This window comes from bacterium, assembly GCA_021372515.1.
Lineage (GTDB): Bacteria > Gemmatimonadota > Glassbacteria > GWA2-58-10 > GWA2-58-10 > JAJFUG01.
This window is the reverse complement of record JAJFUG010000081.1, coordinates 19,947-46,535: the sequence shown is the minus strand read 5'-3', so window position 1 is coordinate 46,535 and position 26,589 is coordinate 19,947. Positions and strand designations below refer to the sequence as shown.

The 26,589-nt window shown below is 63.1% G+C and carries 22 protein-coding genes; 17 read left to right on the top strand and 5 right to left on the bottom strand.

Going from position 1 to position 26,589, the window contains the following annotated elements:
- Positions 1–590: hypothetical protein (locus LLH00_08500; protein ID MCE5271312.1), on the top strand; the 590-nt coding region annotated here is incomplete at its 5' end.
- 164 nt (positions 591–754) lie between these two features.
- On the opposite strand, the gene LLH00_08495 is transcribed toward LLH00_08500, so the two are convergent.
- Together LLH00_08495 and LLH00_08490 are read right to left on the bottom strand one after the other, a co-directional pair.
- The gene (locus LLH00_08495) at positions 755–1,921 is read right to left on the bottom strand and encodes a glycosyltransferase (protein ID MCE5271311.1); all 1,167 of its coding nucleotides are present in this window, start codon (positions 1,919–1,921) and stop codon (positions 755–757) included.
- 7 nt (positions 1,922–1,928) lie between these two features.
- Entirely contained in the window at positions 1,929–2,891 is a 963-nt protein-coding gene (locus tag LLH00_08490; GenBank protein ID MCE5271310.1) for a glycosyltransferase, read from the bottom strand.
- 337 nt (positions 2,892–3,228) lie between these two features.
- On the opposite strand from LLH00_08490, the gene LLH00_08485 reads away from it, so the two are divergent.
- The 12 genes from LLH00_08485 to xerD all read left to right on the top strand — a co-directional run bounded on the left by LLH00_08485 (position 3,229) and on the right by xerD (position 20,008).
- Entirely contained in the window at positions 3,229–4,911 is a 1,683-nt protein-coding gene (locus tag LLH00_08485; GenBank protein MCE5271309.1) for a GspE/PulE family protein, read from the top strand.
- 169 nt (positions 4,912–5,080) lie between these two features.
- The gene (locus tag LLH00_08480; GenBank protein ID MCE5271308.1) at positions 5,081–6,322 is read left to right on the top strand and encodes a type II secretion system F family protein; all 1,242 of its coding nucleotides are present in this window, start codon (positions 5,081–5,083) and stop codon (positions 6,320–6,322) included.
- A gap of 25 nt (positions 6,323–6,347) precedes the next feature.
- The gene (locus tag LLH00_08475; protein MCE5271307.1) at positions 6,348–8,114 is read left to right on the top strand and encodes a prepilin-type N-terminal cleavage/methylation domain-containing protein; all 1,767 of its coding nucleotides are present in this window, start codon (positions 6,348–6,350) and stop codon (positions 8,112–8,114) included.
- Positions 8,115–8,124: 10 nt separating this feature from the next.
- The gene (locus tag LLH00_08470) at positions 8,125–8,736 is read left to right on the top strand and encodes a hypothetical protein (protein MCE5271306.1); all 612 of its coding nucleotides are present in this window, start codon (positions 8,125–8,127) and stop codon (positions 8,734–8,736) included.
- A gap of 60 nt (positions 8,737–8,796) precedes the next feature.
- Positions 8,797–10,443 (top strand): pilus assembly protein PilM, encoded by a 1,647-nt coding sequence (gene pilM / locus LLH00_08465; GenBank protein MCE5271305.1) that lies wholly within the window; start codon positions 8,797–8,799, stop codon positions 10,441–10,443.
- The gene (locus tag LLH00_08460; protein MCE5271304.1) at positions 10,440–11,000 is read left to right on the top strand and encodes a hypothetical protein; all 561 of its coding nucleotides are present in this window, start codon (positions 10,440–10,442) and stop codon (positions 10,998–11,000) included. Before pilM ends, LLH00_08460 begins: the two co-directional genes overlap by 4 nt.
- 193 nt (positions 11,001–11,193) lie before the next feature.
- On the top strand, positions 11,194–12,888 hold the full coding sequence (locus tag LLH00_08455) for a hypothetical protein (GenBank protein MCE5271303.1): 1,695 nt from the start codon (positions 11,194–11,196) through the stop codon (positions 12,886–12,888).
- A 65-nt stretch (positions 12,889–12,953) separates the two neighbouring features.
- Positions 12,954–14,858, top strand: a complete 1,905-nt coding sequence (locus LLH00_08450) for an AAA family ATPase (protein ID MCE5271302.1) — start codon at positions 12,954–12,956, stop codon at positions 14,856–14,858.
- 28 nt (positions 14,859–14,886) lie between these two features.
- A complete protein-coding gene (locus LLH00_08445) occupies positions 14,887–16,356 on the top strand; it encodes a tetratricopeptide repeat protein (GenBank protein ID MCE5271301.1) in 1,470 nt (489 codons plus the stop codon).
- 265 nt (positions 16,357–16,621) lie between these two features.
- Positions 16,622–18,472: an excinuclease ABC subunit UvrC gene (gene uvrC / locus LLH00_08440; protein MCE5271300.1), complete on the top strand. Its 1,851-nt coding sequence runs from the start codon at positions 16,622–16,624 to the stop codon at positions 18,470–18,472.
- Positions 18,456–19,082 (top strand): MBL fold metallo-hydrolase, encoded by a 627-nt coding sequence (locus LLH00_08435; protein MCE5271299.1) that lies wholly within the window; start codon positions 18,456–18,458, stop codon positions 19,080–19,082. The genes uvrC and LLH00_08435 overlap by 17 nt, the downstream gene beginning before the upstream one ends.
- On the top strand, positions 19,061–20,008 hold the full coding sequence (xerD, locus tag LLH00_08430; protein ID MCE5271298.1) for a site-specific tyrosine recombinase XerD: 948 nt from the start codon (positions 19,061–19,063) through the stop codon (positions 20,006–20,008). Before LLH00_08435 ends, xerD begins: the two co-directional genes overlap by 22 nt.
- Before the next feature lie 78 nt (positions 20,009–20,086).
- Here the strand turns inward: xerD and LLH00_08425 are convergent, their stop codons facing one another.
- From LLH00_08425 to LLH00_08415, 3 genes are all read right to left on the bottom strand, one after another.
- Positions 20,087–20,491 (bottom strand): hypothetical protein, encoded by a 405-nt coding sequence (locus LLH00_08425; protein MCE5271297.1) that lies wholly within the window; start codon positions 20,489–20,491, stop codon positions 20,087–20,089.
- A gap of 514 nt (positions 20,492–21,005) precedes the next feature.
- Positions 21,006–21,410 carry a response regulator gene (locus LLH00_08420; protein MCE5271296.1) on the bottom strand — a complete coding sequence of 135 codons (405 nt, stop codon included), beginning with the start codon at positions 21,408–21,410 and terminating at the stop codon, positions 21,006–21,008.
- A 137-nt stretch (positions 21,411–21,547) separates the two neighbouring features.
- The gene (locus LLH00_08415; protein ID MCE5271295.1) at positions 21,548–21,952 is read right to left on the bottom strand and encodes a hypothetical protein; all 405 of its coding nucleotides are present in this window, start codon (positions 21,950–21,952) and stop codon (positions 21,548–21,550) included.
- 597 nt (positions 21,953–22,549) lie between these two features.
- Between LLH00_08415 and LLH00_08410 the strand changes: the two genes are divergently transcribed.
- The 4 genes from LLH00_08410 to LLH00_08395 all read left to right on the top strand — a co-directional run bounded on the left by LLH00_08410 (position 22,550) and on the right by LLH00_08395 (position 26,565).
- Positions 22,550–23,296 (top strand): hypothetical protein, encoded by a 747-nt coding sequence (locus tag LLH00_08410; protein MCE5271294.1) that lies wholly within the window; start codon positions 22,550–22,552, stop codon positions 23,294–23,296.
- A 327-nt stretch (positions 23,297–23,623) separates the two neighbouring features.
- Positions 23,624–24,760 carry a tetratricopeptide repeat protein gene (locus tag LLH00_08405; protein MCE5271293.1) on the top strand — a complete coding sequence of 379 codons (1,137 nt, stop codon included), beginning with the start codon at positions 23,624–23,626 and terminating at the stop codon, positions 24,758–24,760.
- A 239-nt stretch (positions 24,761–24,999) separates the two neighbouring features.
- Positions 25,000–25,545, top strand: a complete 546-nt coding sequence (gene pyrR / locus LLH00_08400; protein MCE5271292.1) for a bifunctional pyr operon transcriptional regulator/uracil phosphoribosyltransferase PyrR — start codon at positions 25,000–25,002, stop codon at positions 25,543–25,545.
- Between the two features lie 63 nt (positions 25,546–25,608).
- The gene (locus tag LLH00_08395) at positions 25,609–26,565 is read left to right on the top strand and encodes an aspartate carbamoyltransferase catalytic subunit (protein MCE5271291.1); all 957 of its coding nucleotides are present in this window, start codon (positions 25,609–25,611) and stop codon (positions 26,563–26,565) included.
- Positions 26,566–26,589 lie beyond the last annotated feature (24 nt).

Here is a 26,589-nt window from a genome sequence, read left to right as displayed (position 1 = left end):
AAAGAAAATTGGCACTTTATGACGAGTATAAAAACTCTGAAAGCGCTGAAACTAATGCACCAAAAGAGGAAATAGACTATACCAAGATCGCCGAAAACTATAGCCAGTTAGTTATCAACTACGAAAGAAAAAGAGATTTCCCCTCCGCAGAACAGTTCCACATCGGTGAAATGGAGTGCCGCAGAAAACAGAAAGGTGAAAAGGTCAAGTCTCCTTTCTGGCGTAAGCTCCGCGAATGGTGCAACGAGTATAACCTGTACCGCATCCTCAATAATTACGGCACAAGCTATTGGCAGGCGTTCTGGGTGCTGCTTTGCATGTTCCTGGCTTTCTCCGGCATCTTCCTTATGTCCGGGTTCGAGGTGGTGGGGGAAAAACCAGTGAACTACAATTGGGGCTGGGGGCTGCCTTCTTGGGTGGACTTCAAAGAAGCTCTGCGTTTCACGCTCTCAATCCTGCCTTTCCAGCGCAGCATGCGCTACGAGCCGTACGGCCTGTTGACAGAAATATGGAAAGTGGCGGCCGTGCTGGTGTTTTCCTCGCAGTTCGCCCTGCTTTTGCTGGCCGTGCGTCGGCGGTTCAAGAGATAAATCCCTCTCGGGTCCCCTTTGGGGGATTCGCCTTTTGTCTTTCGCGTAGGGTCACAGTGCACCGTGACCGAATTCTTTTCTATGCGAGGCAGGCCTCGCCCCTACGACAGGCGCCAAACGGTGTTGCACAGGCTTCACTTTGCCGCAAGCCCTTCCATTTTTTTTCACCCCCGCCACAACTCGCTGTAGAGCGAATCCAACGTCTCGATCTGCCCGCGCCAGAGGCCACGCGCGGCCACAAGCCTGGGTCCCTCGCTCCGTGCCCGGGCGGCCAGAGCGCTGTCACGGCTGGCCTGCAGAATGCACTCCGCCAGGGAGTCTATGTCCCCGGGCGGGAACAGAAGGCCGTTCACGCCGAGACTCACCCAATCGCGGTTGGAGGGAATGTCGGCCACTACGGGCAGGCAACCCAGGGCCAGGGCTTCGAGAAGAGATACACTCGTGCCGTCGGCCGGGCTGGTGCTCACGTACACCCGGCAGGCGGCCAACTGGCGCGCCAGCTCGGGTGGGGTGAGCCGTCCGGTGAAAGTCAGCCTGTCGCCCAGGCCCAGCTCCGCGCCCAGGGATTCAAGAGAACCGCGCTCGGGGCCCTCCCCGGCCAGGACCAGGTGCAGTCTCGGGATATTTTCGCGCAGGCGCGCGGCGGCCCGCACCAGGTCCTCCACCCGGTAGAGCGGCAACAGGCTGCGCGTGCTGAGGATGCCGAAAGAGTCCGCCGAGTCCTTGTCCGGTTGCACGGAGGCGTTGAACACGGACTCATCCACCCCCAGCGGGCGGGTGAGGATACGCCCGGCCGGCACGCCGATGGAGAGAAGGTAATCCGTGATCGGGCCGGAGACACTTTGCACCCGCGCGGCTCCGCGGGCGACAGTGCGGAATATTTGCGCCGCAACACCGCCGCGCTCGGCGGCAAGACGCTGGTCCGAGCCATGGACCGTGAGAATGAGGGGCCTTCCGGTCACACGCGCCGCGGCCAGGCCCACAAGCCCGGCCGGGAACGCCCAATGCGCGTGGATCAGGCCGCAGCCGTGGCGCAGAATTTCGCTGACAGATGCCGCTGTTCCCGAAGTGACAAGGGAGGCCACGCGCAGGTACGGGGTGCGTTCGTATTCGATAAGGAGCTTTTGCGCCGAGAGGAACGGGAACCGCCGGATGTCGTGAGTTGGGAAGCTCTCGCGCGGGGGGCTTTCGCGGTAGATACGCGGGGCCAGCACGTACGAGCGCCAGCCGCGCACTGCCAGGTCCTCCACCGTGCGGCGGATGAAAGAGCCGTGGTAGGAGCCGGGCAGGTCGGGGTAGGCGTTGGTTATGACACAGACCGGGCCGGGCATGCGGGGCTCATTTCCGGGCGTCGCCGCGCCGCAGCAGGAGGATTTCTTTCTGGGTGCGGAACAGCTCGCGCCGCAGCATGCTCACCTGGGTGCTCACGAACGCGAACCCGGCGATCTGGATGCCGGCCAGCAGGAGGATCACGCTCAGCCAGACAATCGGGCGGGTGGGGTTCAGCCGCGCGATCAGCCAGAGGTGGAAAAGATACCCGGCTATTCCCGCCGCGGCCAGGATAAGGACCAGGCCGGCCACGCCGAACAGCAGGATCGGCCGCTCGTAGAACGAGAACATCAGGTGGCTGAGCGCGGTGACGCGGAACTTGAGCTTGCTCTTGCCGCGCTTGCGGCTGGTCAGCACGGCCGGCGACTCGACTATCCTCAGGCCCGCTGCCTCGGCCTTGGCCACGGTTTCCAGGTGGATGTCCTTGCCCTCGCTGTAGAGTTCGATGCACTCGAAAACCCTTCGCCTGTAGGCGCGGAACACGCTGGTCATGGTCCAGTAGCGCCGTCCCATGGCCTGACGCAGGATCACGTTGGCCGCCCGGCTGATAAAAAGCCGCAGCGGCGCCACGCCCTCGGTGCGGCCGCCCGGCATGTAGGGGCTGGCCAGCACGATGTCCGGCGCATCCGGTTCCTCCAGGCGGCGTACGAGCTGCATTATCTGCCGCGGGTGGTAGCTCAGGTCGGCGTCGATCGCCACGATATATTCGCCCGCAGAGGCGGCGTAACCGGCGCGCAGAGCCGCGCCCCGCCCGCGGTTGACCGGATGGCCGGCTGCCCGGACCCGGCTGTCGGAGGCGGCCAGCTCCAGGATCATGCCCAGCGTGTCGTCCGTGGACCCGTCATCCACGCACACCAGCTCGAAGCCGATTCCCGCGGGCTCGAGTTCCGCGATCACGGCGGCCACGGTGCGGCGCACGTTTTCGCCCTCGTTGTACATCGGGATGACCACACTCAGACGGGGTGTTTCCATAGGCTGAATACCGCTTTCCGTTCCGGGTTATCGTTACGGTTCGTGACTGCCTGTTATGTGGTTCGATACGGCGCAGATATAGCAATAAACGTTCCAGAATACCCGCCGCGGCAACGGCTGTCAAATCCCGCCCGGAAATCCCGACAACTTTGAACTTGCCAGAGCTTACGACGGGTGGTATTATTATGCGACCGGGTCTTTTCGCTATTTTTATGGTATGGAAACTATTCATAATTTTTTCTTATTGAATTGTCGCGGATCATAACCGCAAGACCGCAGTGGATCGCGGGCGGGACCGCCGCCCTCCCTGCAACTGCGGGCACTCGGGAGCTGTCGGATGGCGATTCAGTCGGCACAGCCGCTGGGACAGGCGCTGGTGAACGCGGCGGTGATCACCCGCGACCAGCTCGAACTGGGAGTGAAAGAGCAGAACCGCACGGGCAAGCGCCTGGGCGAGGTGCTGGTCAATCTCGGTTTCTGCAAGGAGGAGGATGTCGCCCAGGTGGTGGCGGGCCAGGCCGGAGTCAAGCTTCTCGAACTGGGACGCCGCCGTGGGGATGACAGCGCGATCCGCCTGATCGACAAGGAGTTTGCCAAGAGCAACAAGCTGGTGCCGGTCTCACTCAAGGATGACACCCTGCTGGTGGCGATGGACAACACGCTGGACGTGATGATGATCGACCAGTTGCAGAGCCGCACCGGCAAGTTCATCGAGGCGGTCCAGGCCACCGAAAGCGATATCCTCTCCGCCATCGAGCGGTTCTACGAGGGCGAGGTCAGCGAGGATGACGTGATCGAGCAGCTCTCCCTGGCCGCCGAGCGCAGCGGCGCGGATGAGCGCCAGGCCTCCACCGAGGAGTCACCGGTGGTGAAGATCGTGGACCAGATATTGATCAAGGGCGCCCGCGGCGGGGCCACGGACATACACATCGAGCCGGATGAGAACACGATCCGCACACGGTTCCGGATCGACGGCATTCTGCAGCAGGGGCCCTCGCTGCCCAAGTCGCTGCAGGCCGGGGTGATCGCCCGGCTCAAGGTCATGAGCAACATGAACATCGCCGAGAGCCGCCTTCCCCAGGACGGGCGAATCCGGTTCCACATGGGTCGCAAGCAGGTGGACCTGCGCGTGTCCACCCTGCCGACAATCAACGGCGAGAACGTGGTCCTGCGCCTTCTGGACAAGAGCAAGGTCATCCTTGGCCTGGAGCGCCTGGGGTTCACCCCGAAGAACCTGGAGATATTCAAGCGCTCCATCACCCGTCCCAACGGCATCATCCTGGTCACCGGGCCCACCGGAAGCGGCAAGACCACCACCCTGTATTCGGCCCTGAGTTTCCTGAACAACTCCGAGCGCAAGATCGTCACCCTGGAGGACCCGGTCGAGTACGAGATGACCCTGGTGCGCCAGGCCCAGATCAACACCCGCGCCGGGTTCACCTACGCCGCGGGCATGCGCGCGATCCTGCGCCAGGACCCGGACGTGATCCTGGTGGGCGAGATACGTGACCAGGAGACGGCCGAGATTGCCATGCAGGCCGCCATGACCGGCCACCTGGTGTTCAGCACCCTGCACACCAACGACTCGGCCGGTGCCTTCCCCCGTCTGGTTGAAATGGGCATCGAATCGTTCCTTGTCTCCAGCTCGGTCAACTGTGTGCTGGCCCAGCGCCTGATCCGCAAGATCTGCCTCTCGTGCAAGAAAGAGTGCGAGCCCTCGGATGATGACCTGCGCAAGTTGGGTCTGAACGAGAAGGGCCGCAAGTATAAGTTCTACAAGGGCGAGGGCTGCGAAGCCTGCAACGGCACCGGCTACAGCGGACGTTGCGCGATCTACGAGGTGCTCACGGTCAGCCCACGGATCGAGAAGCTGGTGCTGCGCCGGGCGGACGGCCCCGAGATCAAGACCGCCGCGATCGAGGAAGGGATGACCACCCTGATGCACGACGCCCTGATCAAGGCCGTGGGCGGCCAGACCAGTATCGAGGAAGTCCTGCGGGTGACCTACGCCGGGATGTAATTCTTTTGGCCGGGGCGTGGGAGATAACACCGTAGGGGCGGCCCCCTGTGGCCGCCCGAATCGAATATGGCAAGCACAGGGGCCTGCCGCTATGCAGGCTGGCCCCAGGAAGCGGGGCTTAGAAGCTTCCGAACGCAAGTCGGGTATATGAGCCTGCGGAGAGCGAGCCATGCCGGTTTTCGATTACAAAGCCACGGACGACGCGGGCAAGACGGTCAAGGGGACACTGACCGCCGAGGATGAAGGCGATCTGGAAAACCAGCTCGACAAGAGCAACCTGATCCTCATCACGGCCCGCGAGTCCAAAAGTGGTGGGAAAAAAGCCTCCTCCGGCGGACGTTCCGAATCCGGTTCACGCCGGATCGTGCGGGCCAAAGTCAAACGTCAGGACCTGATCTCGTTCACCGTGCACCTGGCCACGGTGATCGGCGCCGGTGTGCCGATCCTGCAGGGCCTGGACGACATGATCGAGGAGACCGAGAACCCCCGTTTCCGCGAGGTGGTCCGCGGCATCCGCCAATCGATCCAGGACGGGTTCAGCATCTCGGACGCTTTCGCCCAGTACCCCGACATTTTCAGCGAGCTGTACGTTTCGATCCTAAAGAGCGGCGAAACCACCGGCCGCCTGGACGAGGTGCTCAAGGAAATAGTCCGTTTCCTGGAATGGCAGAGCGAGCTTATCGGCACGATCAAGCAGGCCAGCACCTATCCGATAATTGTCATGACTTTCGTCGGCGGTCTGGTCACCGCGCTGTTCACTTTCATCCTCCCGCGTTTCCTGGGCATTTTCGACAGCTTCAACATTCCACTGCCCCTGCCCACCCGCATCGTAATCGCGCTCAGCGCGTTTTTCCAGAATTTCTGGTGGCTGTTGATCGCGGCGGTGGTGGGGACCATAGTCGGCCTGCGCGCGGCCAACAAGACACCGGGCGGACGGTTGGTCCTGGACCGGATCAAGCTGAGGATTCCGGTGTTCGGCGAGCTGGTCCGGCGGATCGCGCTCAGCCGGTTCTCGCATTACCTGGCCACTCTTTTCGGCGCCGGGGTCAACATCATGGGGGCCCTGGAAGTGGTCGAGCGTGTGGTGGGAAACGCCGTGCTGGCCGAGGTCATACGCCGCGCCCGTATCCAGGTCGGCACCGGCCAGACTATCGCCGGGGCGCTGCGCGAAAGCGGCCAGTTCCCGTCCATGGTCGTGCGGATGGTCACGATCGGCGAGACCACCGGAAACCTGGAGGAGACGCTGCAGAAAGTGGCGGACTATTATGACCGCGAAGTGCCGCAGGCGGTCAAGAGACTGACCACAGTGCTGGAGAGCGGCGTAATCCTGGTTCTGGGTGTGGTGATACTGTTTGTCGTCCTTGCCATTCTCCTGCCCATGCTGTCGCTGCAGCAACTGGGCCAGAGCTGAACCCGACAACTCGGGGGCGGTGCATATGAAACGGATACGATTGCATACAGACCGTGGTTTCAGCCTGATCGAAGTGATCGTCGCGATCACGATCATGGCGATCCTGGCCGCGGCCGTGGTCCCGGTGGCATACCACCAGATCGAGGAGGCGCGCTACAAGAGGGTGGTGGGAGACCTCCAAGCGATTTACGAGGCCGCCATGGGCAAGCCGCAGGAGAATTATTTCGGGTTTGTGGGCGATGTCGGCCGCCTGCCGGATTCGATTCCTCAGCTTATCAACGGGGCCGGCCAGGGCACGGCCTGGAACGGACCCTATCTGTCGCTCGGGGGCTCCGTGACCGTGAAAGACCCCTACGGAAAGCCTTATGCTTTCGACAAAAGCCCCATCCGCGTGCGTAGTTTCGGACCCAACCGGACGAATAACAACGGGACCGGAGATGACATCAACTACCCGGAAAACCCCATCAGCAAGTACAAGGGTGAGTTGGACGTTCAGGTGTTCATCAACGGACGGTTGATCCAGGACGCCACTTTCGAACAGGTCAACGCCACCCTCTCGTACGCCAACAACGGCGCCCCAGCGGTGATGACCTTGCCTTTCAACGCCACGGACATGATCTTCAAGGTGGACTCGATCCACCAGGGGGTCCACGTTCTCACGGTCAACGCCACCAAGGCGATTATCGATCCGGCCAGCACGGCCAAGGAGCTGGTGACGATCCTTCCCGGCTCCAAGACCACGATCAGTGTAAGTCTGCAGGATGCCGACTATCTGAGCCGCACCGATACGGACCTCAACGCCAACGGGGTCCCGGACCGTCTGGAGGACCAGGACGGTGACGGGGTCCCGAACAGCCTGGACCCGGACATCGACGGCGACGGCACGCCCAACGCCATCGACCCCGACTCGCTCAACCCGGCGATCAACGGCGGCGCGGCCGGCGAAATGTCAACGCCCATAGTCAACGATATCACGCCCAGCTTCGGCCGTCAGGGCGAGACCAACAAGCTGATCACGATCGACGGGGCGTATTTCGCGGACGGGGCCACAGTGGCGTTCAGCGGCACCGGCATCACCGTGCTGACAGTGCCGGCCACTTTCGTCGGCGCCACGCAGCTCACGGTGCGCGTCACCATCGCCGCCTCGGCCCCCACCGGCTACCGCAACGTGACTGTGACCAACCCGAACAGCCTGTACGGCTCGGGCTACAACAAGTTCGAGGTCCTGACCTCCTCCGGCAACCCGTCTCCGCAGATCACGCTGGTCTCGCCAGCCATGGCCAACCAGGGAACCTCGGGCCTGCTGATCACGATCACGGGGCAGAATCTCCTGAGCAACACCAACGTGACTTTCTCCAACCCGGGGATCTCGATCACCAACAAGACATTCGTGAGCTCCTCGCAGATCAATGTCACAGTCAATGTTTCGGGCAGCGCCTCCACCGGAGCCGGCACCGTACGGGTCACCAACCCGGACAACAAGTTCGCCGAGTCGGCGTTCACCCTGCTGGCGGTCAAGCCGAATATCGCCTCGATCAACCCGGTCAGCGCCAACACCGGCAACAACAATGTCTGGATCCAGTTCACCGGCAGCAACTTTGTCAGCGGGTTCACGGCCACGACCAGCGGCTCGCCGCTTTCGGTCGACCAGACCCAGTTCCAGAGCGCGACCAGCATCCGGGTCCGGGTGGATGTCGGGTTCAGCCTGCTGGGGGTGGACCGTCTGATTTATATCACCAACCCGGGCGGCGGCGCGGATACGACCAGTTTCCATATCAACGGGCTGTTCTGACGGGGGTGGTTTGCAGAAGAAGCATATCATATTGGCGGTGGTGGCCCTGGCCGGGCTTGCCGGCGGCGCCTGGAACTGGTTGAACTATTTCAAGCAGCACGCCGCGCCGCCGGTCAACCTGGAAGTGGTGCGCCAGCCCTCCAAAGTGGAGCAGGAGTTTCAGGCCGAGCAGGCCGCGGCAGCCACGGCCGCCCCCGCCGGCGGGCCGCCCGCCGCAACGGCTGCGGCCCCCGGTGCGCCGGTGGCGCTGAATGTCCCGTCCAGCCTGGCCCGCAACCCTTTCCTCACTCTGGATGAGGAGAAGGCCCTGGCCCACGGCGAATTGCTGGAGCCGGCCCTGCCGGACGCCGCACCGGTCGTGGTCGACGAGGGGCCGCCCCCGCCTGAAATCCCGGTCAAGGGTGTGATCCAGGACAACGTGACCGGCAAGTTCATGGCGCTGATCGAGGGGCGCTATTACGGGGTGGGGGACCGGATCGGGGAGGAAAAGGTGGTCGGGCTGGATATGAACACGATGACACTGGAATCCGGAAACGGGAGCACCCGGCGGATTCCGCTGAATGCCACGGCCCAGGATACCAGCGCCCGGCAGCCGGTTATCCGGATACGCAAGGCGCCCTGATCGCAGTCACGTGACAGCTTGAGAACAAGTCGGACTTCAACTTCGGACATGCAGGCGAAGATGGCTGGACAGACCGGAAAGAAAGGCCCCAGGCGCAAGGCCAAATACACTCCCGCGGCGATCCTCCAGCGGCTGGGGCTGGCCCGTCCCGGCGGCCGCAACGTGATCGGCTTGCAGGTCACGCCCTCGATCATGCGTATAATCGAGATCGACCGCGGGACCAACCCGCCGCGCATCATCAATTTCTCGGCCATCGACCCGCTGATGGACAACGTGCAGGAGGCCACGGACCAGATCCTCGGGCTGATGCACGAAAAGAACATCACCGCCACCACCGTGAACGCCATGGTCTACGACACCGGGGTCGAGCACCGCCAGGTTTCGCTGCCGGCGCTCAACCGCAACGAGATGGAAGCCCTGGTGCGGCGCGAGGTCAAGAAAATAGTGCCGGAGGCGGGCAGCCGGGACATTGCCTCCGATTTCTGGCTCGACCGCGGCGCGCGACGCGCCGGGCGCAAGTCCGATGTGCTGATCGGCGTGGTGCCGCGCGAGAACGTGGGCCGCATCATCGGGCTGATGGAGAACTGCGAGCTGGAGACCCAGCTCATCAGCACCGTGCCGCTGTCGCTCATCTCGGCGTTCGGCGCCTACGGCGAGAAAAGCACGAAAATAATCGCCGCCATGGTGCACCTGGAGCGCGACCGCAGTTTCCTGGTCATTTCCAACCGCGGCACCTGGGTCTTCTCCCGCGAGTTCCAGTCGGTGCTGACCAAGAACGAGAGCGAGAACCAGGGGCAGGCCTCGCTCCAGGCGAAGCGCCAGTTCGCCAGCGCGCGCTACATGGCCGACCAGGAACGTCTCCTGATCGAGGTCAACCGCTCCCTGCTGTATTTCAAGCAGCGATTCCGCGGGGAAGGGGTGAGCCTGATCGTCCTGAGCGGCGAGGCGTTCAACCTGGATGAGATCGCCGGCTCGATCGGCAAGAACATCGGGATCGAGTCCTGCACCTACCTGCCCTCGATGGGTTTCCAGTACAGCCACCTGGGCGAGCGCGCCGAAAAGCTGGAGCGCATTTTCCCCTCGCTGGCCCTGCCCCTCGGGGCGGCGCTTCAGGGCCAGAAAGAGGCCAAGCTCAATTTCGTGCCCCCGGCCTACCAGTCGCGCCGTCAGGCGCGCCTGCGCCGCACCCTTGGCATAGCCGCGGCGGTGGTCGTTTTTGTGGGCATGAGCGTGGGCTACCTGATGATCCGGGACACGCGCACCGAGTTGGAGGATGCGATCCGCCAGAGCGACCAGGAGCACCAGTTGGCCGAACTGACCCGCAGCCTGGACCGGATCGGCGAGATCAAGCAGTCGCGCGACCTGGCCGCGGTGCGGCGTGCGTTTCTGGCGCGCTTCGAATCGTCCGCCTCCCCGGATGTCCTTCTGCTCTACGCCCTGAGCAACTATCTGCCGGACAAGGCCTGTCTGCTGAACGTAAAGGTGGATGACACCTCGGGCAAGCCCCTGGCCTCGGTCGCCGGCCAGGTGAAAAGCGCCTCGATCGCCGAGACCGATACCCAGCTCAACCTTCTGTACCAGCGCCTGCAGGGCTGCGGGCTGTTCGTCTCGCTCAAGGAGCCGAAAATCAACGGCGCCTACGAGAACAATGTCTATGTCCTGGCGTTTCAGATCGAGGGTGAGCTGCAGGTGGGGGTGGGGCCGTGAACCTGAAGAGCGTTCTGAACAAGGTTCTGCTGCCGCTCGGCGTGCTGGCTTTTTTCGCCGTGGTCTGGTTCGGCCTGTACCGCCCGGAGATGGCCAAGATCTCCGAGTACAGGAACAAGCCCCTGGCCACCCGTCAACAGATCGAGTCGATCGCCATGCAGCTCAGCTCGTTCGAGGAGCCCACCGACTCGGAGCGCGCCCAGTGGGACACGCTGGGGCTGCTGATCCAGCGCCGGATGCCCAAGGGGATGGAGATCACCTCGCTATACAGCGATCTGTCCCGTCTGGTGGAAAAGGACTCGCTGATCGATTTCCAGCGGGAGCTGGTCGAGCTGGCCGGAGGGGCCGCCCCGGCCGTGAGTGAGGAGGGCGGGATCGCGCACAGCAGTTTCGACCTCAAGCTCACTTTCCAGTGCGGGTTCGGCGCCCTGCTGGAGTTCCTGCGCGACATCCGCGCGCTCGACCGTCTGGTGGAGGTCACCTCGCTGGATATCACCCGCGGGATGCCGCATGTCACGGTGAGCCTGAACCTGAAATGCTATTACACCCCAGAATGAGTGCGAGGTAAGAATTGCCTCCGTCCCTGGGAAAAAAGTTCCAATCCAACCTGCGAAAGGCTCCATCTGGCTGTCCGGGGTGCATGGTGCGATTTTTGCTCTTATTCTGTGTACGGACAGCGGGCTTATCCGCCTTGCCCTTGTTGTTCGCGGAAAATAATGCCTTTTTGGAGCAATCTACCCGGGAGGAACGATGAGAGTGCACGGTGCAGTCGCGGCCCGCGCCTTCAGAGTGATTTTGCTTGTCCCCGCAGTGTTGATGGTCCTTGTCTCCGCCTCCTGCCACCGTCAGTTGCGCTCGGAGCGTCGCGCGGCGCCCGCAGTGCCCGAGGTCAGCCAGCCGGTCAACCGGATAAGCCTGCAGGATGAGCCGGACGCCCAGGGCCTGCCCGAGATATCCGTCCCGCAGGTGGAGCAGGAAAAGCATCCCGACTACAGTTTCAACAAGGCCGAGCATGTGTTCGACCTCGACCTGCCGGGCGTGGAGCTGGGCACGGTCCTTCAGACCATGTGCGACCAGCTGGGGCTCAACCTTGTGCTCGATCCCAAGGTCCAGGATACGCTGAACCTGAACCTCAAGGGCGTGACTTTCTTCAAGTTCCTGGACATTGTGCTGCCGCGCAAGAATTTCAAGTACCGCCTGGAGGACAATTTCCTGTTCGTGGACGCCGCCGGGCTGCGCACCAAGGTGTTCAACCTGAACTACCTGAACACGGCGCGCCAGATCACCGGGACCATGACCCTGACCGGCCAGGGCGGCGCGGCGGCCGGCGGGTTGATCCCGCAGAGCACCACCACGCTGCAGACCCAGAACACGGTCAACTTGTGGGAGGACATCCGCAACGGCCTGCAGGCGATTGTGCTGGGCCAGGGCCAGCAGACCACGCCGGCCTTGACTCCGCAGGGCAATTTCTCGGGAGTGGATGCCACCACCGGCCACCGTCTGGTGGTCGACCCCAACTCCGGTGTGGTGCAGATCACGGCCAACGACGAGGTGATGGCGGAGGCGGAGAATTTCATCCAGGCCATCGAGAGCAGCCTGCAGCGTCAGGTGCTGATCGAGGCGCGATTCGTCGAGATCAACCTGAGCGAGAATTTCAGCGCCGGCCTGGACTGGTCGGTGATCCCGGACCTGACCAACCTGTCCAACCTCAAGGGCGCCCTGACCGGCGGCGCGGCCGCCAGCCAGTCGCTCGATCCGGGCAACGGCGAGTTCCAGATCGGTGTGTCCAACAAGAACATCAGCGCGATCATGTCGGCGATCAGCCAGCACGGCACGGTGAACGTGCTGCAGAGCCCGCAGGTGAGCACCCTGAACAACCAGCCCGCCGTGATCCGGGTGGCGCGCAACGAGACTTTCTTCCAGCGCCAGGAAACTCCGGGACTGCAGGCCACGGCCACCAGTCCGGCCACTCAGCCGACAGTCAATTACGTGCCCATCCAGCAGCCCACGGGCGTGGTGCTGAACCTAACCCCGCAGATCAGCGATGACGGCCTGATCATCATGTCCATCCGGCCCTCGATCACCACCATCGCCTCGGTGGCGGTCAGCCCGGACGGGCTGAGTTCCAGCCCTGTCACGGATGTGCGCGAGCTGGACACCGTGGCCAAGGTCCGTCACGGCCAGACCGTGGTCCTGGCCGGCCTGATCCAGGAGCGCGAGAACGATGACAAGCGCGAGGTGCCGGGGCTGTCGAAAGTGCCGCTGTTCGGCAATCTGTTCAAGCAGGTGGAAAAGAAGAGGGATAAGATCGAGCTTGTGATAATGCTCACACCCTACATAAATTACAGCCGTCCGACCGAACAGATCAGCTCGCAGCAGCAGATCAACCATTACCGCGAGCTGGTCAAGCGTTACGAGTTCGGCGAGGGCCAGTTCCGCCGCTGAGAATGCTCCTCGCGCCGCGGACGGCGGCAGTTGACTGAAGCGCTGGACAGACCGGGACTGCCAGTATGTACCTTGATTTCTTCGGACTGAAAGAAAAACCGTTTTCCCTGACCCCGGACCCACGGTTCCTGTTCCTGAGTGAAAGCCACCGTCAGGCGCTGGACCACATGCTCTACGGCATCCGGGAGCGTGAGGGGTTCATCCTCATCGTCGGGGACATCGGCACCGGCAAGACCACGATCTGCCGCGAGCTGCTCGAAAAGCTCGATCCCGGCTCGGCCAGCGCGCTGATCCTCAACCCGCTGCTCAGCGAGACCGAGTTGCTGGAGGCGATCCTGCAGGATTTCGGCATCCTGCCCTCGCCCCATGCCCCCGAGGCCCGTCAGGAGGAGTACCGCCGCCTGTACGAGACCCTCGATCCCGAGACCCAGACCGCCCTGGAGCTGAACCCCATGCTCCCGGCGAACAAAGTCCTGCAGGACATCCTGAGCAAAGTCGAAAAACCGGCGGTGCAGCCCTCCAAGAAAGAGCTGATCGACCGGCTCAACGCCTGGCTCCTGGAGCGCGCCAGCCAGGGCGGCAACGCCGTGCTCATCATCGATGAGGCCCAGAACCTCTCGTCCCCTGTGCTGGAGCAGATACGCATCCTATCGAACCTCGAAACCCCGCGCCAGAAACTGCTCCAGATCGTGCTTGTCGGACAGCTCGAACTCAAGCGTAAGCTGGAGGGCCCCGCCCTGCGCCAGCTCAACCAGCGCATCTCGGTGCGTTACCAGATCAAGCCCATGACAGTCGAGGAGACCAAGCGCTACGTGGAGCACCGCTTGTTCGTGGCCGGCTCCAACGCGGCGGTCACTTTCGGGGATGACGCCTACGGGGCGATCTACGATTACAGCCGCGGCGTGCCGCGCCTGATCAACGTCATCAGCGAGCGCTCGATGCTGGGGGCCTACGTGGACCAGACCCGGCGGGTGGACCGTGAGCTGGTCGAGCGCTGCCGCCGCTCCCTGGAGAGCAACCTGGATGAGGAGGCCGAGATAGTCCGCTCGATCAGCAGCCCGGATGAGACGCCCGCGGTGGTGAACCACGTGGCTGCGGCCCCGGCTGCCGCGACCTCGCCCCGTCAGGGCGCGCCGGTGTTCGAGATGGAGGAGACGCCCGAGGAGGCCGTGAAACAGCCCTGGGAGCGCAAGAAGGCAAGCGGCTCGGGTGGGATGCGAAAAATCATCGTCGCCGCGCTGGTCCTGCTGACCCTGCTACTGGCCGCGGCTTTCGGCTACCGTTTCTATATGCAGAAAAATACCCCCGCGGCGTCCAAACCCTCCGCGGCCGGTCAGGAGAAGACCGCGCCGCAGGCCAGGGAGCCGGCCGCGCAGAGTGCAGCACCGGCCCAGAGCCAGACCGCTGCGGCGACCGAGGCCGCCTCCGCCCAGGCGGGACAGGGCCAGGCGACCGATGCGGCGGTGCAGCTTTCCTATTCCATCCAGCTCGGCGCGTTCCAGAGCCTGGATGACGGGCTGGACCAGATGCGCCTTTTGACCGAGCAGGGGCTGAGCGGGCAGATGTACGTGGTGCCGCTGCACCTGGTGCAGTTGGGCGGCCGCTGGTACCGCCTGTTCCTGGGCGGCTACCCGGATGCCGACGCCGCGCGCTCCGAGCTGATGCGTCTGGTGGAGCAGGGGACAGTCTCGTCCGGCAGCGCCCGGATCGTGCAGACGCCGTTGGCTTTCAAGCTTGGTGATTACGACAGCCAGGCCGGCGCGGAAAAGGACCGTCAGGACTATCTCAGCCGTTTCAGCATCCCCTCGTACGCTTTCGAGCTGCACGGGAGCACCCCCGCGGTCTACCGTCTGTACGCCGGAGCGTTCGAGGAGAAAGCCCAGGCTGCTTTCCTGGCCGACCGTCTGGAGGAATCCGGGCTGCACGGCGAACTGGTGGAAAGGACCGGCCTGTGGAAAACCGCCAGATGACAGCGCCCTTCGCGCCCTGGAGTGTCCGATGAGCATCATAGCCGACGCACTCAAGAAAGCGCAGCGCATCGGGGTGAAACCGGTGGAGGGCCTGCCACCGTTCGACCTGAAAAAGGAGGGCGGCGAGCCGGCAGTCAAGGCCGCCCCGGTTGCCACCGCCACCCAGGCCGCGGCCGCCCCGCGGGCGATCCCGCTGACTCAGACCGCCGCGCCCCGAACCGCCGCCGCGCTGCAGGCCGCATCCGTGATCGCCACCGCCGCGCCCGCCCCGGCCACGACCGCGCCGCGTCCCACCAAGCCGGTCGCCGCCCAGGCGGCAGCCCCGGACTACGCCAAAGCCGCAGCCAAGCCGGCCGCCAAACCGAAAGCCCCGCGCAAGCTCTGGAGCTGGCGTATCCCGGTGCTGGTAGTTTTTGTGCTGGGGCTGGCCGCAGGCGCGCTTTACTATGTGAACAAGGTCTATCTGCCCGGCCTGAGCCAGGGCGGGATGAGCGTGTCCTCCGCCCCGCTGCGGCAGGAGAGCGCCCCCGCGCCGGCTCCCGCGCCCGAGGCCGCCGCCCCGAACGACTCCGCAGCGGATTCCGCGCAAGCCGTCCAGCCCACCGACAGCACGGCCACGGCTGCGGCCGAAGCCGCCGGGAGCGAGGCCGCGCCCGCCGAGACGGCCGAGACCGCCGCGGAAACACCGGCCCGGGAACATGTGGCGCGGATCAGGCCCGCCGGGGAGCAAAAGAGCTATCCCGCCGGCGCCACGGCGCCCGTGAGCCTGCCCCCCGGTCCACCGACCGGCAACCTGCCCGCTCCGGCGGAGCAGCCCCCGCTGGCCGAGACCGTGGCCCAGGGCCCCGGAGAGACAACCGAGACCCCGACCACCGCCGCGCCGCGCGGCGAGATAGTCCCGCGCGACCGGGAGGCGACCGCCGAGATACGGCCGGACATCTACCATTTCAACATGGCGGTCTATTTCCAGCGCAACGGCGACATCCAGTCCGCGCTTGACCAATACCAGAAAGTGATCGACATCTCGCCCTACAACGCCGAGGCCTTCAGCAACATGGGCGTGCTGTACAACCAGGTGGGCGAATACGGCAAGGCCGTGTCCGTGCTGCAGAAAGCCCTGCTCATCGACCCGCGCTACAGCAAGGCGCACAACAATCTGGGTCTGGCCTACTACCGCAGCGGGCAGTACGAGCAGGCCCGGAGCGAACTGGAGCGGGCGGTGCAGTTGGAGCCCTCCAGCCAGGACTCCTACAACAACCTGGGGCTGGTCTACCGCAAGACAAGCCGCAGCGGGGAGGCGGAACAGGCTTTCCAGCGCGCCATCGCCCTCGACCCGACTTACGGCGCGGCGCACTACAACCTGGCCTTGCTCTACGATGAGACCGGCCGCCTCGACCGCGCCATCGAGGAGTACCGCTCTTTCCTGAACAACGGCGGCGGCAGCCCGGAGATCAACGCCCGGGTGCGCGAGCGCCTGCTCCACCTGGGCGCCCCCTGAGACAGAGCCGCTCCTCTGCCCCCGAGCCTTTCCGCACCTGTTGTGCCGCGCAGCCTGAACTTGCATATTACAGGATGGTCCCGGACGTGTTGCCACGTCAGCGTATGGCCGGTGGCCTTTTATTTATGCAGGGCCGCACCCGGGTGTGCGACCGGGCGGACACATGGGTCCGCCCCTGCAAAAGACAAACCATCGGTCTGTGTGTGTGTGTAGCATCCGGTTTGTTCTGAATGTCGTCGAGACTGTTGGATTCACCGGAGTTGCGTTGAAACCCAAAGTCGAAGCCAAGCTGGCCACTCTGCCCGCCCGTCCGGGGGTCTACCTGATGCGTGACGGCGAGGGCCGGATAATCTACGTGGGCAAGGCCAAGCTGCTCACCAACCGGGTGCGCAGCTATTTCCACGGCCGGATCGAGAACCCGCGCACCGCGGCGATGGTGGCCCGGGTGGATGACCTGGACTACATCGTCACCGACAGCGAGGTCGAGGCCCTGGTTCTGGAGAGCAACCTGATCAAGGAGCACCACCCGCGCTACAACGTGAGCCTCAAGGATGACAAGCGCTACCCGTACCTCAAGGTCACAGTGAACGAAATGTTCCCGCGCGCCTTTGTCACCCGGCGTTTCGAGCGGGACGGGGGGCGCTATTTCGGGCCCTACACGGATGCCGGGGCGCTGCGCACCACGCTGGAATCCCTGCGCAAGATTTTCCCGATCCGTTCTTGCCGCTGGCCGCTTCCCCACCGGCGCGGGGCGCGCGAATGCCTGAATTTCCACCTGGGCCGCTGCTCGGGGCCCTGTCACGGGCATATCTCGGAGGCCGACTACCGGGCGATGATCGACGAGATGTTGCTGTTCCTGGAGGGCCGCACCGCAGGGATCGAGAAGCGCCTTGAGGAGCGGATGCAGCGGGCCAGCGAGAGCCTGGATTTCGAGAGCGCGGCCCGTTGGCGCGACCAGCTCGCCGCGGTGCGCAAGATGAGCCAGCGCCAGAAAATGCACTCGCCCGGCGGCGCCGACCGTGACATCCTGGCCGTGGCCGTGGACGGTGTGGACGGTTGCGGGGTGGTGCTCAAGGTGCGCGACGGCAAGCTGATCGGACGGGAGCACCATTATCTGCAGAACCGTCTGGGCGAATCCACCGAGGCCGTGCTCGCCGCTTTCATAACCCAGAAATATTTCAGCGACCGCGAGTACCCGCCCGAGGTGTTCCTGGCCTCCGAGGCGCCGGAGCGCGAGATCATCGAGCAGGTGCTGAGCGAAAGCGCCGGCCGCCGGGTGCATGTCCGCGTGCCCGAGCGCGGCGAGAAAGCCGCCCTCACCGCCATGGCCGAACGCAACAGCCACCTGTTGCTGGAGGAGCTGGTGCTCCAGCGCGCCAAGGCCCGTCAGCGGGTGCCCGAGGCCCTGCTCACCCTGCAGAAAACCCTGCGCCTGCCGCGCCTGCCCCGGCTGATGGTCTGCTTCGATGTCTCTACCATCCAGGGGGCCTATGCCGTGGCCGCGATGAGCTGTTTCCGCAACGGCCAGCCGGCCAAGAGCGGCTACCGTCGTTTCCGTATCCGCAGCGTCGAGGGACAGGACGATTTCGCCATGCTGCAGGAGGCGGTGGGGCGATATTTCGCCCGGGTGGCCGCCGGAGAGATCGAACCGCCCACCCTGGTGGTGATCGACGGGGGCAAGGGACAACTGGGTGCGGCCCTGGAGACAGTACGCAAGGCGGGGCTGGAGAACATCCCGCCCTTGATCGGCCTGGCCAAGCGCGAGGAGGAGGTTTTCCTGCCCGGCGAGAGCGACCCCTACGTGCTCTCGCGCCGCAGCGAGGCGCTGCGCATGCTCCAGCACCTGCGGGATGAGGCCCACCGCTTTGCCGTGGGCTACCACCGCGTGGTGCGCACGCGCGAGACCCTGGCCACGCGCCTGGAAGAGGCCCCCGGGATCGGCAAGGCGCGCAGCCGGGCGCTGATCGTGGCTTTCGGCTCGGCCGAGGCGGTGGGCAAGGCCAGCGTGGAGCAGTTGATGGAGGTGAAAGGCATCTCGGCCGAACTGGCCGCCGGGGTGCTCGAATTGCTGAACGGAGAGACGGAGAACGGAGAACAGGATGCTCAGGACGCTTAAGATTCCGGTGGGGGATTTGCAGTCGAACTGTTTCCTGGCCTGGGACGAGGCCACGCGCGAGGCGGCCGTTGTCGACCCGGGGGCCGACCCGGAGCGGATAATCGAGGCCGTGCGCAAGCGAGACCTAAAAATGCGCTATATCCTGAACACCCACGGCCATGGCGACCATATCGGGGCCAACGGGGCGATCAAGGACGAGTACGGGGTGCCGATCCTGATCCATGAGGCGGAGCTGCCGCTGCTGGGCGACCCGGTCCTCAACATGTCCTCGGTTTATGGCGAGCCGGTGGTCAGCCCGCCGGCGGATGGCTTGCTGGCGCCGGGTGAGAAAGTGAAATTCGGCGGGGTGGAGCTGGAGGTGATCCTCACCAACGGCCACAGTCCGGGCGGGGTGAGCCTGTACGACGGCGAGGGGATAGTGTTCACCGGGGACGCCCTGTTCGCCGGGTCGATCGGCCGCTGCGACCTTCCCGGCGGCAATCTCGAAACCCTGGTGAAGGCGATCCGCAAGGGGCTGCTGGTGCTGCCCGACCCGACCCAGGTGCTGCCCGGACACGCCCAGAACACCACTATCGGACAGGAGAGGAAGTGGAACCCGTTCCTGACCTGAGCCGGCAGGAGGCCGAACGTCAACGTGACAGCCTGCGCCGGAGTTACCACCTGGAGCAGTTCGAGGACTACATGCTGTTCGAGCGCAGCCTGGCCGACAATTCCCAGGCCGCCTACAGCCGGGACGTTGAAGCGTTCGCGCAGGAGATGGCCCGGCGCGGCGTCCAGTCGCCCGGCGCGGTGGAGCGCAGCCACGTGGCCGAGTACCTGAACAGCCTGGCCGCACTGGAGCTGGCCCCCACCTCTCTGGCGCGCAAGAGCAGCTCGATCCGTCTGTATTTCCGTTTCCTGGCCGGGGAGGGCGTGGTCGGCCGGGACCCCACCGACACCCTGGAGCTGCCACGCCTGGGGCGAAGGTTGCCGCACGTGCTGTCGCTGGAGGAGATAATGGCCCTGCTCGGGGCGGTGGATCGCGGCGCCCTGGGCGGCCTTCGTGACACGGCCCTGATCGAGAGCCTCTACGCCACCGGGATGCGGGTCTCGGAGGCCGCCGGCCTGCCGCTGCAGAACCTCCACCTGGAGCGCCAGGTGGTGCTGGTGTTCGGGAAAGGCTCGAAAGAGAGGCTTGTGCCTGTGGGTGAGGCGGCGATCCGGGCGCTGAGGGAATATCTGGAGCGGGAGCGCCCGATTCTGGACAAGGGGCGCGGCCAGGGACGGGTGTTCCTAAACCGCGGCGGCACGCCCCTGTCCCGGATGGGTATCTGGAAAATCCTGCGCAAGTACGCGATCCTCGCCGGAGTGGAGAGCAAGGTGCACCCCCACGTGCTGCGGCACTCGTTCGCCACACACCTGATCGAGCGCGGGGCCGACCTGCGCGCGGTGCAGGAGATGCTGGGCCATGTGGACATCTCCACCACCCAGATCTACACCCACCTGAGCGGCGAAACCCTGCGCCAGGTCCACCGCGATTACCACCCGCGGGCCTGAGCATGAAAAGGCCGGTCCTCCGCCTGGGAGAACCGGCCTCGACGCTTCCCGCGCAGTGTCCGGGCCTGTGCCCGCCGCTCAGATCACGAAATCCTTCTTCAGCTTGACGCCCTTGACCTCGGTCTGGATCTTGGTCTTGCTCTTCATGTCGAACGAGCCGTCATTGGCGAAGATCAGGACCGCGCTGCCGGCGCCCTCGCGTTGCACCTTGCCGGGCAGGGTCTGGTTTTTCAGATTCCGGAGCTGGGTCTCCGACTCGTTGATCTCGCTGCCGAGATTGAAGCCCTTGGTGTCGTCGAAATTGAGCCGGAACGCCAGGTTGTTGCCCTGGTATGCATCACCCAGGTAGGTGATTGTGTAGTTGAACTTGACGAAATTTTCGGCGATCACCACGCCGAAACTGCCCTTCATTTCCTTTTCCTGCGCCAGCAGACTTCCGGCGCACAGCACGCACATGGCTACTGCGAGCAAACTCTTGCGCATCGGTCTTTCTCTCCTGTCAGAGCGATTTGTACATTGAACGGCCGTGAATCACTGCTGAGTATCCGGGGCCGGCCTGCGCCCAGCCGCATTGTCGCGGAATGACTGGTTCGACCACTTTCCCCGAGACGTTCCTTTTCGGCTTAATCCGCCGGCCCCTGAAAGGCCGGGTCCATCCTGCTATCCGCTCATATTTCTGCTGAAAGCTCTCCTCCCGCTGCGCGAAATCGCACACCGTTACGGGGCGACAGCGCGGGCGGCAATTCGTTAAAGGTATGGAATTGCTGCTCAATCATCCAGATTATGGGTTAATATCCACAGAATGTAATGCAGAAGTTGTGCCGTGGGAACACGAAAATGTAAGTGCATGAATCCCAATTGAGCACCTGTCTGCGGGTCTCCGCTCTCACTGTCTGAAATCAACCACAGTGGGCGAAACCGTACGCCGAATCCAATATCTGTAGTGGAGTGACCGGACCAACCGCACAATACCTGGGGAGTTCCTCCAGCCGGCTATTCAGGCGGGGGCCTGGCCGGGAAGGTTGCGGCCGCTCTGGCGCTCCAGCACATTCTTGATTTTCATCAGTAACAGCTCGGTGTCGACCGGTTTGACTATATAGTCCTCGGCTCCCTTGCGCATGGCGCGTTTCATACTGTCCATCGAGCTGAACCCGGTTATCATGAACACCACCACCCGGGGGTCCAGTTTCTTGGCCTGGGCCAGGATTTTCAGCCCGTTGTCATCGCCCAGGCGGATATCGGTCAGGATCAGGTCGAAGCGATTTTCCTTGATCATGACCAGGCCCTCGCGGCAACTTCCGGCGCTGTGAACCTCGTAGTGCTCCTCCGCGATCAGGCGCACGAAACTCTGCCGTACCAGCGGATCGTCCTCCACCACAAGAATCCTCTGGTGTGCGGGCATGGAAGTCCTCGGTGGATCGACGGCAAATGGATATGCAAAGGGCTGAACCTCTTGAGCGAGGACCAGCCCTTTCAAAGACAGCTGATCTGCCGGTGGCGGTCTCGGACTGACAACTTATCCCTGCGGCAGGAGCGGTTTTACAGAGTGAAATCTTTCTTCAGCTTGTAGCCTTTGATTTCGGTATATAGCTTGGTCTTGCCCTTGAGGTCGAAACTTGCGTCTTTGGGGAACAGCAGGAGTGCGCTGGCGGCGCTTTCCCGCTGGACTTTACCCTGGAGGGACTGGTTTTTCAGGTTTTTAAGCTGGGTCTCGGCTTCGGTGATCTCGCCGGCGAGATTGAAACCCTTCGTATCATCGAAGCTGATTCTGAACGCCAGGTTGTCGGGCTGGGCCGAATCGCCCAGGTAGGAGATGGTGTAGTTGAATTTGACGAAATTTTCGGCTATCACCACCCCGAAGCTTCCTTTAAGTTCCTTATCCTGAGCCATCAGGCTCGAGGCCAGCAGGATCGACAGGAATAAAAATGAGCCAAACCCTCTCATAGAGCGCCTCCTGCGTAGCAACAGAAATATTTGAAGAATAACCTTTTCCTCAAAATTGAACAACAGGCGCCTTCCCGCGACGGCGCAACGGTCCGACTGAATTATACAATCAGTGGAACATCCTTGCACTGGGCGTTTAGTACACATAGCGTTAGAAACGCTAATTATATGATAGCGGACTAATTATAAAAGTCAAGAATAATTTCGGCTCTCCGGTCATCTCGCACCGGGTCGCGGCCGGGCTTTTCCGGGCGCTCTCGGTTGCAAATACGAACTCGATGAGCCGGTTACGTTGGATCTGAGAGCGAAGCCCTCTGGACATCTGCACACAATCATGACAAAAAACCCAACGCGGCAAGACTTTACTGTTCAAACCCGGGGATGACTATATTGTATTCAGGACCAGCCGCCCGGATTACAGGCGAGGGGTTCCGGGGACTGTATCTTCAACGACGGACCGTAAAAAATTGGGAGAGCGACTCGTGGCGCTCGTGCGTTTCGAGGGAATGTTTCGGGGACTGCGGTCGGCCGAATCTGCAACAGAGGGGTGGATGGCTAACGGGAAAGGGTGGTGGTGAGATGCTGGAGCACAAAGGTATGTTTTTTCTGGCTGAGGCGGTGGACAGGAACGGTACTATTTCCGCGGAAGTGATTCCGGCAGCGGAAGGCAAGTTTACTCTGCTCTGCGGCGGGAGCGCCTCGCTGCGGAGCGCTCTGCTGCGTTCCCTGTCCGGTCTGGACAGCGGGAAAGCCTCCAGGGCCGTGTTGAAAGCGGGTGCCCTGTCGGGCCGTGTCGACCCGGCCGGGTTCCGTCGCGCCTACCTGCCTCCCCAGGGCGCGGAAATATTCGCCGGCGCCACGGTGGAGGAGGAGCTGTCTTTCGCCGTCTCCGAGTCGGGCGAGCGAGAGGCTGCCCCTCCGCAGTGGTTGCGGGAATTTTTCGCCGGCCTTCTTCCGCGCTCGGTCTGGGAGCTGAGTTCAGCCGAGCGGCGCCTGCTGCTGCTGGCCTCCCAGGCTGCGGCCAGTCCCGGGCTCTGGCTCTGCGATGAGCCCCTGGCCTGCCTGGATGGAGTCAGCGGTGGGGAGGTGCTGCGTTTCCTGGCGGCTGCCTGCCGCGGCGGGGCAGTGGTGGTGGCAGCCGCCGCCGAACCGGCCCCCCTGGCCGGTCTGGCCGATATCTATGTCACCCTGGAGGGACAGGGTTTCAGGCCGGGTGTCTGGGACAGCCGTGGCAAGCCGCGCGACCCCGCGCCGGGGGTCGGAGAAACGCGCGAGGAGGGTCTCTGGTTTACCGACGTAAGCGGTTCGCTGTCCGCGGAAGAAGGGGCTGCCGGCATTAATTGAAGAAAATTCCAGTCCGGGCGGTCAAACAGAATGAGTGAAGCGGAAGATTGCCGAGAAGGCGGCCTGGGACCGTGGAAAAGCTTTTTCCTTGACTGGTAGTAAGGTGAAAAGTATCTTTAAGTTTATTGTTTACAGGTTTGGCATTTGGATGTCTTTTGTGCGGAATGTCTTACCTGACGGTGACTGCCGCCAGGTTTGCTGCCACGGTCTGAAGATTTCTCCTTGTGGATGTGATGAAATATGTCAGGCTGGGATTATTTTAGGGGGAATGTACCTGGCCTGCAAAAGCCCGGAATCATTACAATCGCTGGAAGAAAGGATAACAAAATGCGCAAGCTGATCGTAGTCCTGTCGCTGGCCGTGGTCTGGATGTTCACAGTGGCATCCTCCCCCGTGGTGACCGGAGCAAAGGTGAGAATCAAGGCCAAAAAGTACGATGAGGCGATAAAGGTCCTTGAGGACAGCAAAGCCGAGTATCCGAACGATCCCGAGCTGTACTACTACCTGGGCCGGGCCTATGCCGGCACGGCCAAATGGGCCCCTGCGGGCGATAATTTCAGCAAGGCGCTCACTCTCAATCCGGACAAGGAACTGAAGAAAGAGATCGAGAAGTGGCGCGACTTCCACTGGTCGTCGTTCGTCAAGGAAGGTTCGGCGCTGCTGCAGCAGAAGCGCTATGACATCGCCATCGACAAGTATGTCCTGGCCAACAAGATCAATCCAGACCGCAAGGAAAGCTGGGCCAACCTGGGTGTGGCGCAGCTCGAGAGCGGACGCGCCTTCGATGAGGCCCAGCCCCCGAAGCCGGACAGCGCCAAGATCCTGTACGAGGGTTCCATCGATTCGTTCAAGAAAGCGCTGGAGCTCGATCCGACCAACGAAACGTTCATCAAGAACCTGGCTCAGGCCTATACGATCGCCGGCAAGGAAGACGAGGCGATCGGGATTTACGAAAAATGCCTGGAAAACAACCCGGATGACTCTCAGATCAAGGAACGCCTGGTCACCCTGTACATGACCCGCCAGGATTTCGAAGCCGCCGCCCGTATCTTCGACACCATGCTCTCCGATGCCGGGGCCGAGTTGGGCGCCGCCGATTATTTCAACGCCGCCAGTTGCTACTACCAGATTTACATGGGCCTGTCCAAGAAAGAGGACCAGGCCTCCAAGGACAAGGCGGCCGAGTTCCTGCACAAGGCCGCGGGCGCTTACACCAGCGTGCTGGAGGAAACTCCTAACGATTGCGAGGCCGCGACCCAGCTCTATTACACCTATATCAACCTCGAAAACTGGCCGAAAGTGATCGAGACCATCGAGGGCATGATGAAGAACGGTTGCCAGCGCGATTACCCGACCCTGCAGAACCTGGGCGTGGCTTACGTGAAGGTTGGCAACAAGGAAAAGGGCGTCGAGGTGTTCAAAGAGGCTGAGGCGCTCAAGGCGAGCGACGCGGGTAAGAAGTAGGCTGCTGCGGGTTCGGTGGCCTCGGCTTTGCGAACGCTGGAATTGAACTGACGAAAAGACCTTCCGGTGAGGTGGGCAGTACGCCCCGCTGGAGGGTCTTTTCGGGAATGCCCAGTTTTATGTTGCGAAGCGCTTTGAATCTCGGTACATTCAACCGTTGGTGCAACCGCTGTTCGTGAGCGGCAGCCGCGCGATATACGGGACGTTAAGCTTCATTCAAGCTTTTGCCAGAGGTCGTGATGAACTCCCCATCCAGAGACAGGCTGGTGCTCGACGCCAAGATGATCGAGCGCACGCTCAAACGCATGGCCGATGAGATCGTGGAGCAGAACCAGGGCACCGAGTCGCTGCTGGTGGTCGGGATACAGACCCGCGGGGTGAACCTGGCCGAGCGTCTGGTCCAGTGCATCCAGCAGGCCGAGGAGGTGCGGGTGCCCACCGGAAAGCTGGACATCACCCTGTACCGCGATGACCTCCGTCATGTGGCTGTCCAACCCCTGGTGCGCAGCACCGACCTGCCCAGCGATATCACCGGCCTGCACGTGGTGCTGGTGGATGATGTTCTGTTCACCGGCCGCACCGTACGCTCGGCCCTGGACGCCCTGGTGGATTTCGGCCGCCCGGCGCGTATCCAACTGGCCGTGCTGGTCGACCGAGGACACCGCGAGCTGCCGATCCAGGCGGACATTGTCGGCAAGACTGTCGCCTCCGCGCAGAACGAGGAGGTGGTGGTCAAGGTCAGGGAGGTGGACGGGGCCGACGGTGTCTGGATCCGGCCGGTTTGACCGTCAGGCAAGCCCTGGTTTTCCGTTGCCGTTTCTTTCAACCCTGTCCGCAGAAGGTCTTGCATGCTATTCAACCGCAAGCATCTCTTAGGCCTGGAGGAACTTACGGCGGAAGAAATCCAGATGATCCTGGACACCGCCGTGCCCTTCAAGGAAATCAGCGAGCGACAGATCAAGAAAGTCCCCGTTCTGCGTGGCAAGACAATCGTCAACCTCTTCTTCGAACCCAGCACCCGCACCCGCACTTCCTTCGAGTTCGCCGAGAAACGTCTCAGCGCCGATACGATCAACATCTCCACCTCCCAGAGCAGCGTGGTCAAGGGTGAGACCCTGGTCGACACTGCGCGCAACCTCGAAGCGATGAAGATCGACATGGTGGTGATCCGCCACGGGGCCTCGGGCGCGCCGCGTTTCCTGTCCGAGCGTATCGACTCGAACGTGATCAACGCCGGGGACGGCTGGCATGAGCACCCGACCCAGGGTCTGCTCGACATGCTCACCATGCGTGAGCGGTTCGGACGCCTGGCCGGGCTCAAGGTGGGGATCATCGGCGACATCACCCACAGCCGGGTGGCCCGCTCCAACATCTGGGGCCTGCGCAAGATGGGGGCCGAGGTGGGGGTGTGCGGCCCGCCGACCCTGGTGCCGGGCCATGTCCGCGAGCTGGGGGTCAAAGTCTACCCGCGGGTGGAGGATGTCCTGGCCGAGTGCGATGTGATCAACGTCCTGCGCATCCAGCTCGAGCGCATGCAGTCGAACATGTTCCCCTCGCTCCAGGAGTACAACCGCATTTACGGCGTGACCACCCGCCGTCTCAGGGCCGCCGGGCACGATATCCTGATCCTGCACCCCGGGCCGATGAACCGCGGCGTGGAGATCGACAGCGACGTGGCGGACGGGCCGCAGCAGGTGATCCTCAAGCAGGTCACCAACGGCGTGGCGATCCGCATGGCGGTGCTGTTCCTTCTGGCGGGCGGCAAGCCCGCTGGCGCGGCCGAGGCCGCCTCGATGCGCGAATAGACCCTTGAACGTTCTGCGAGGAAA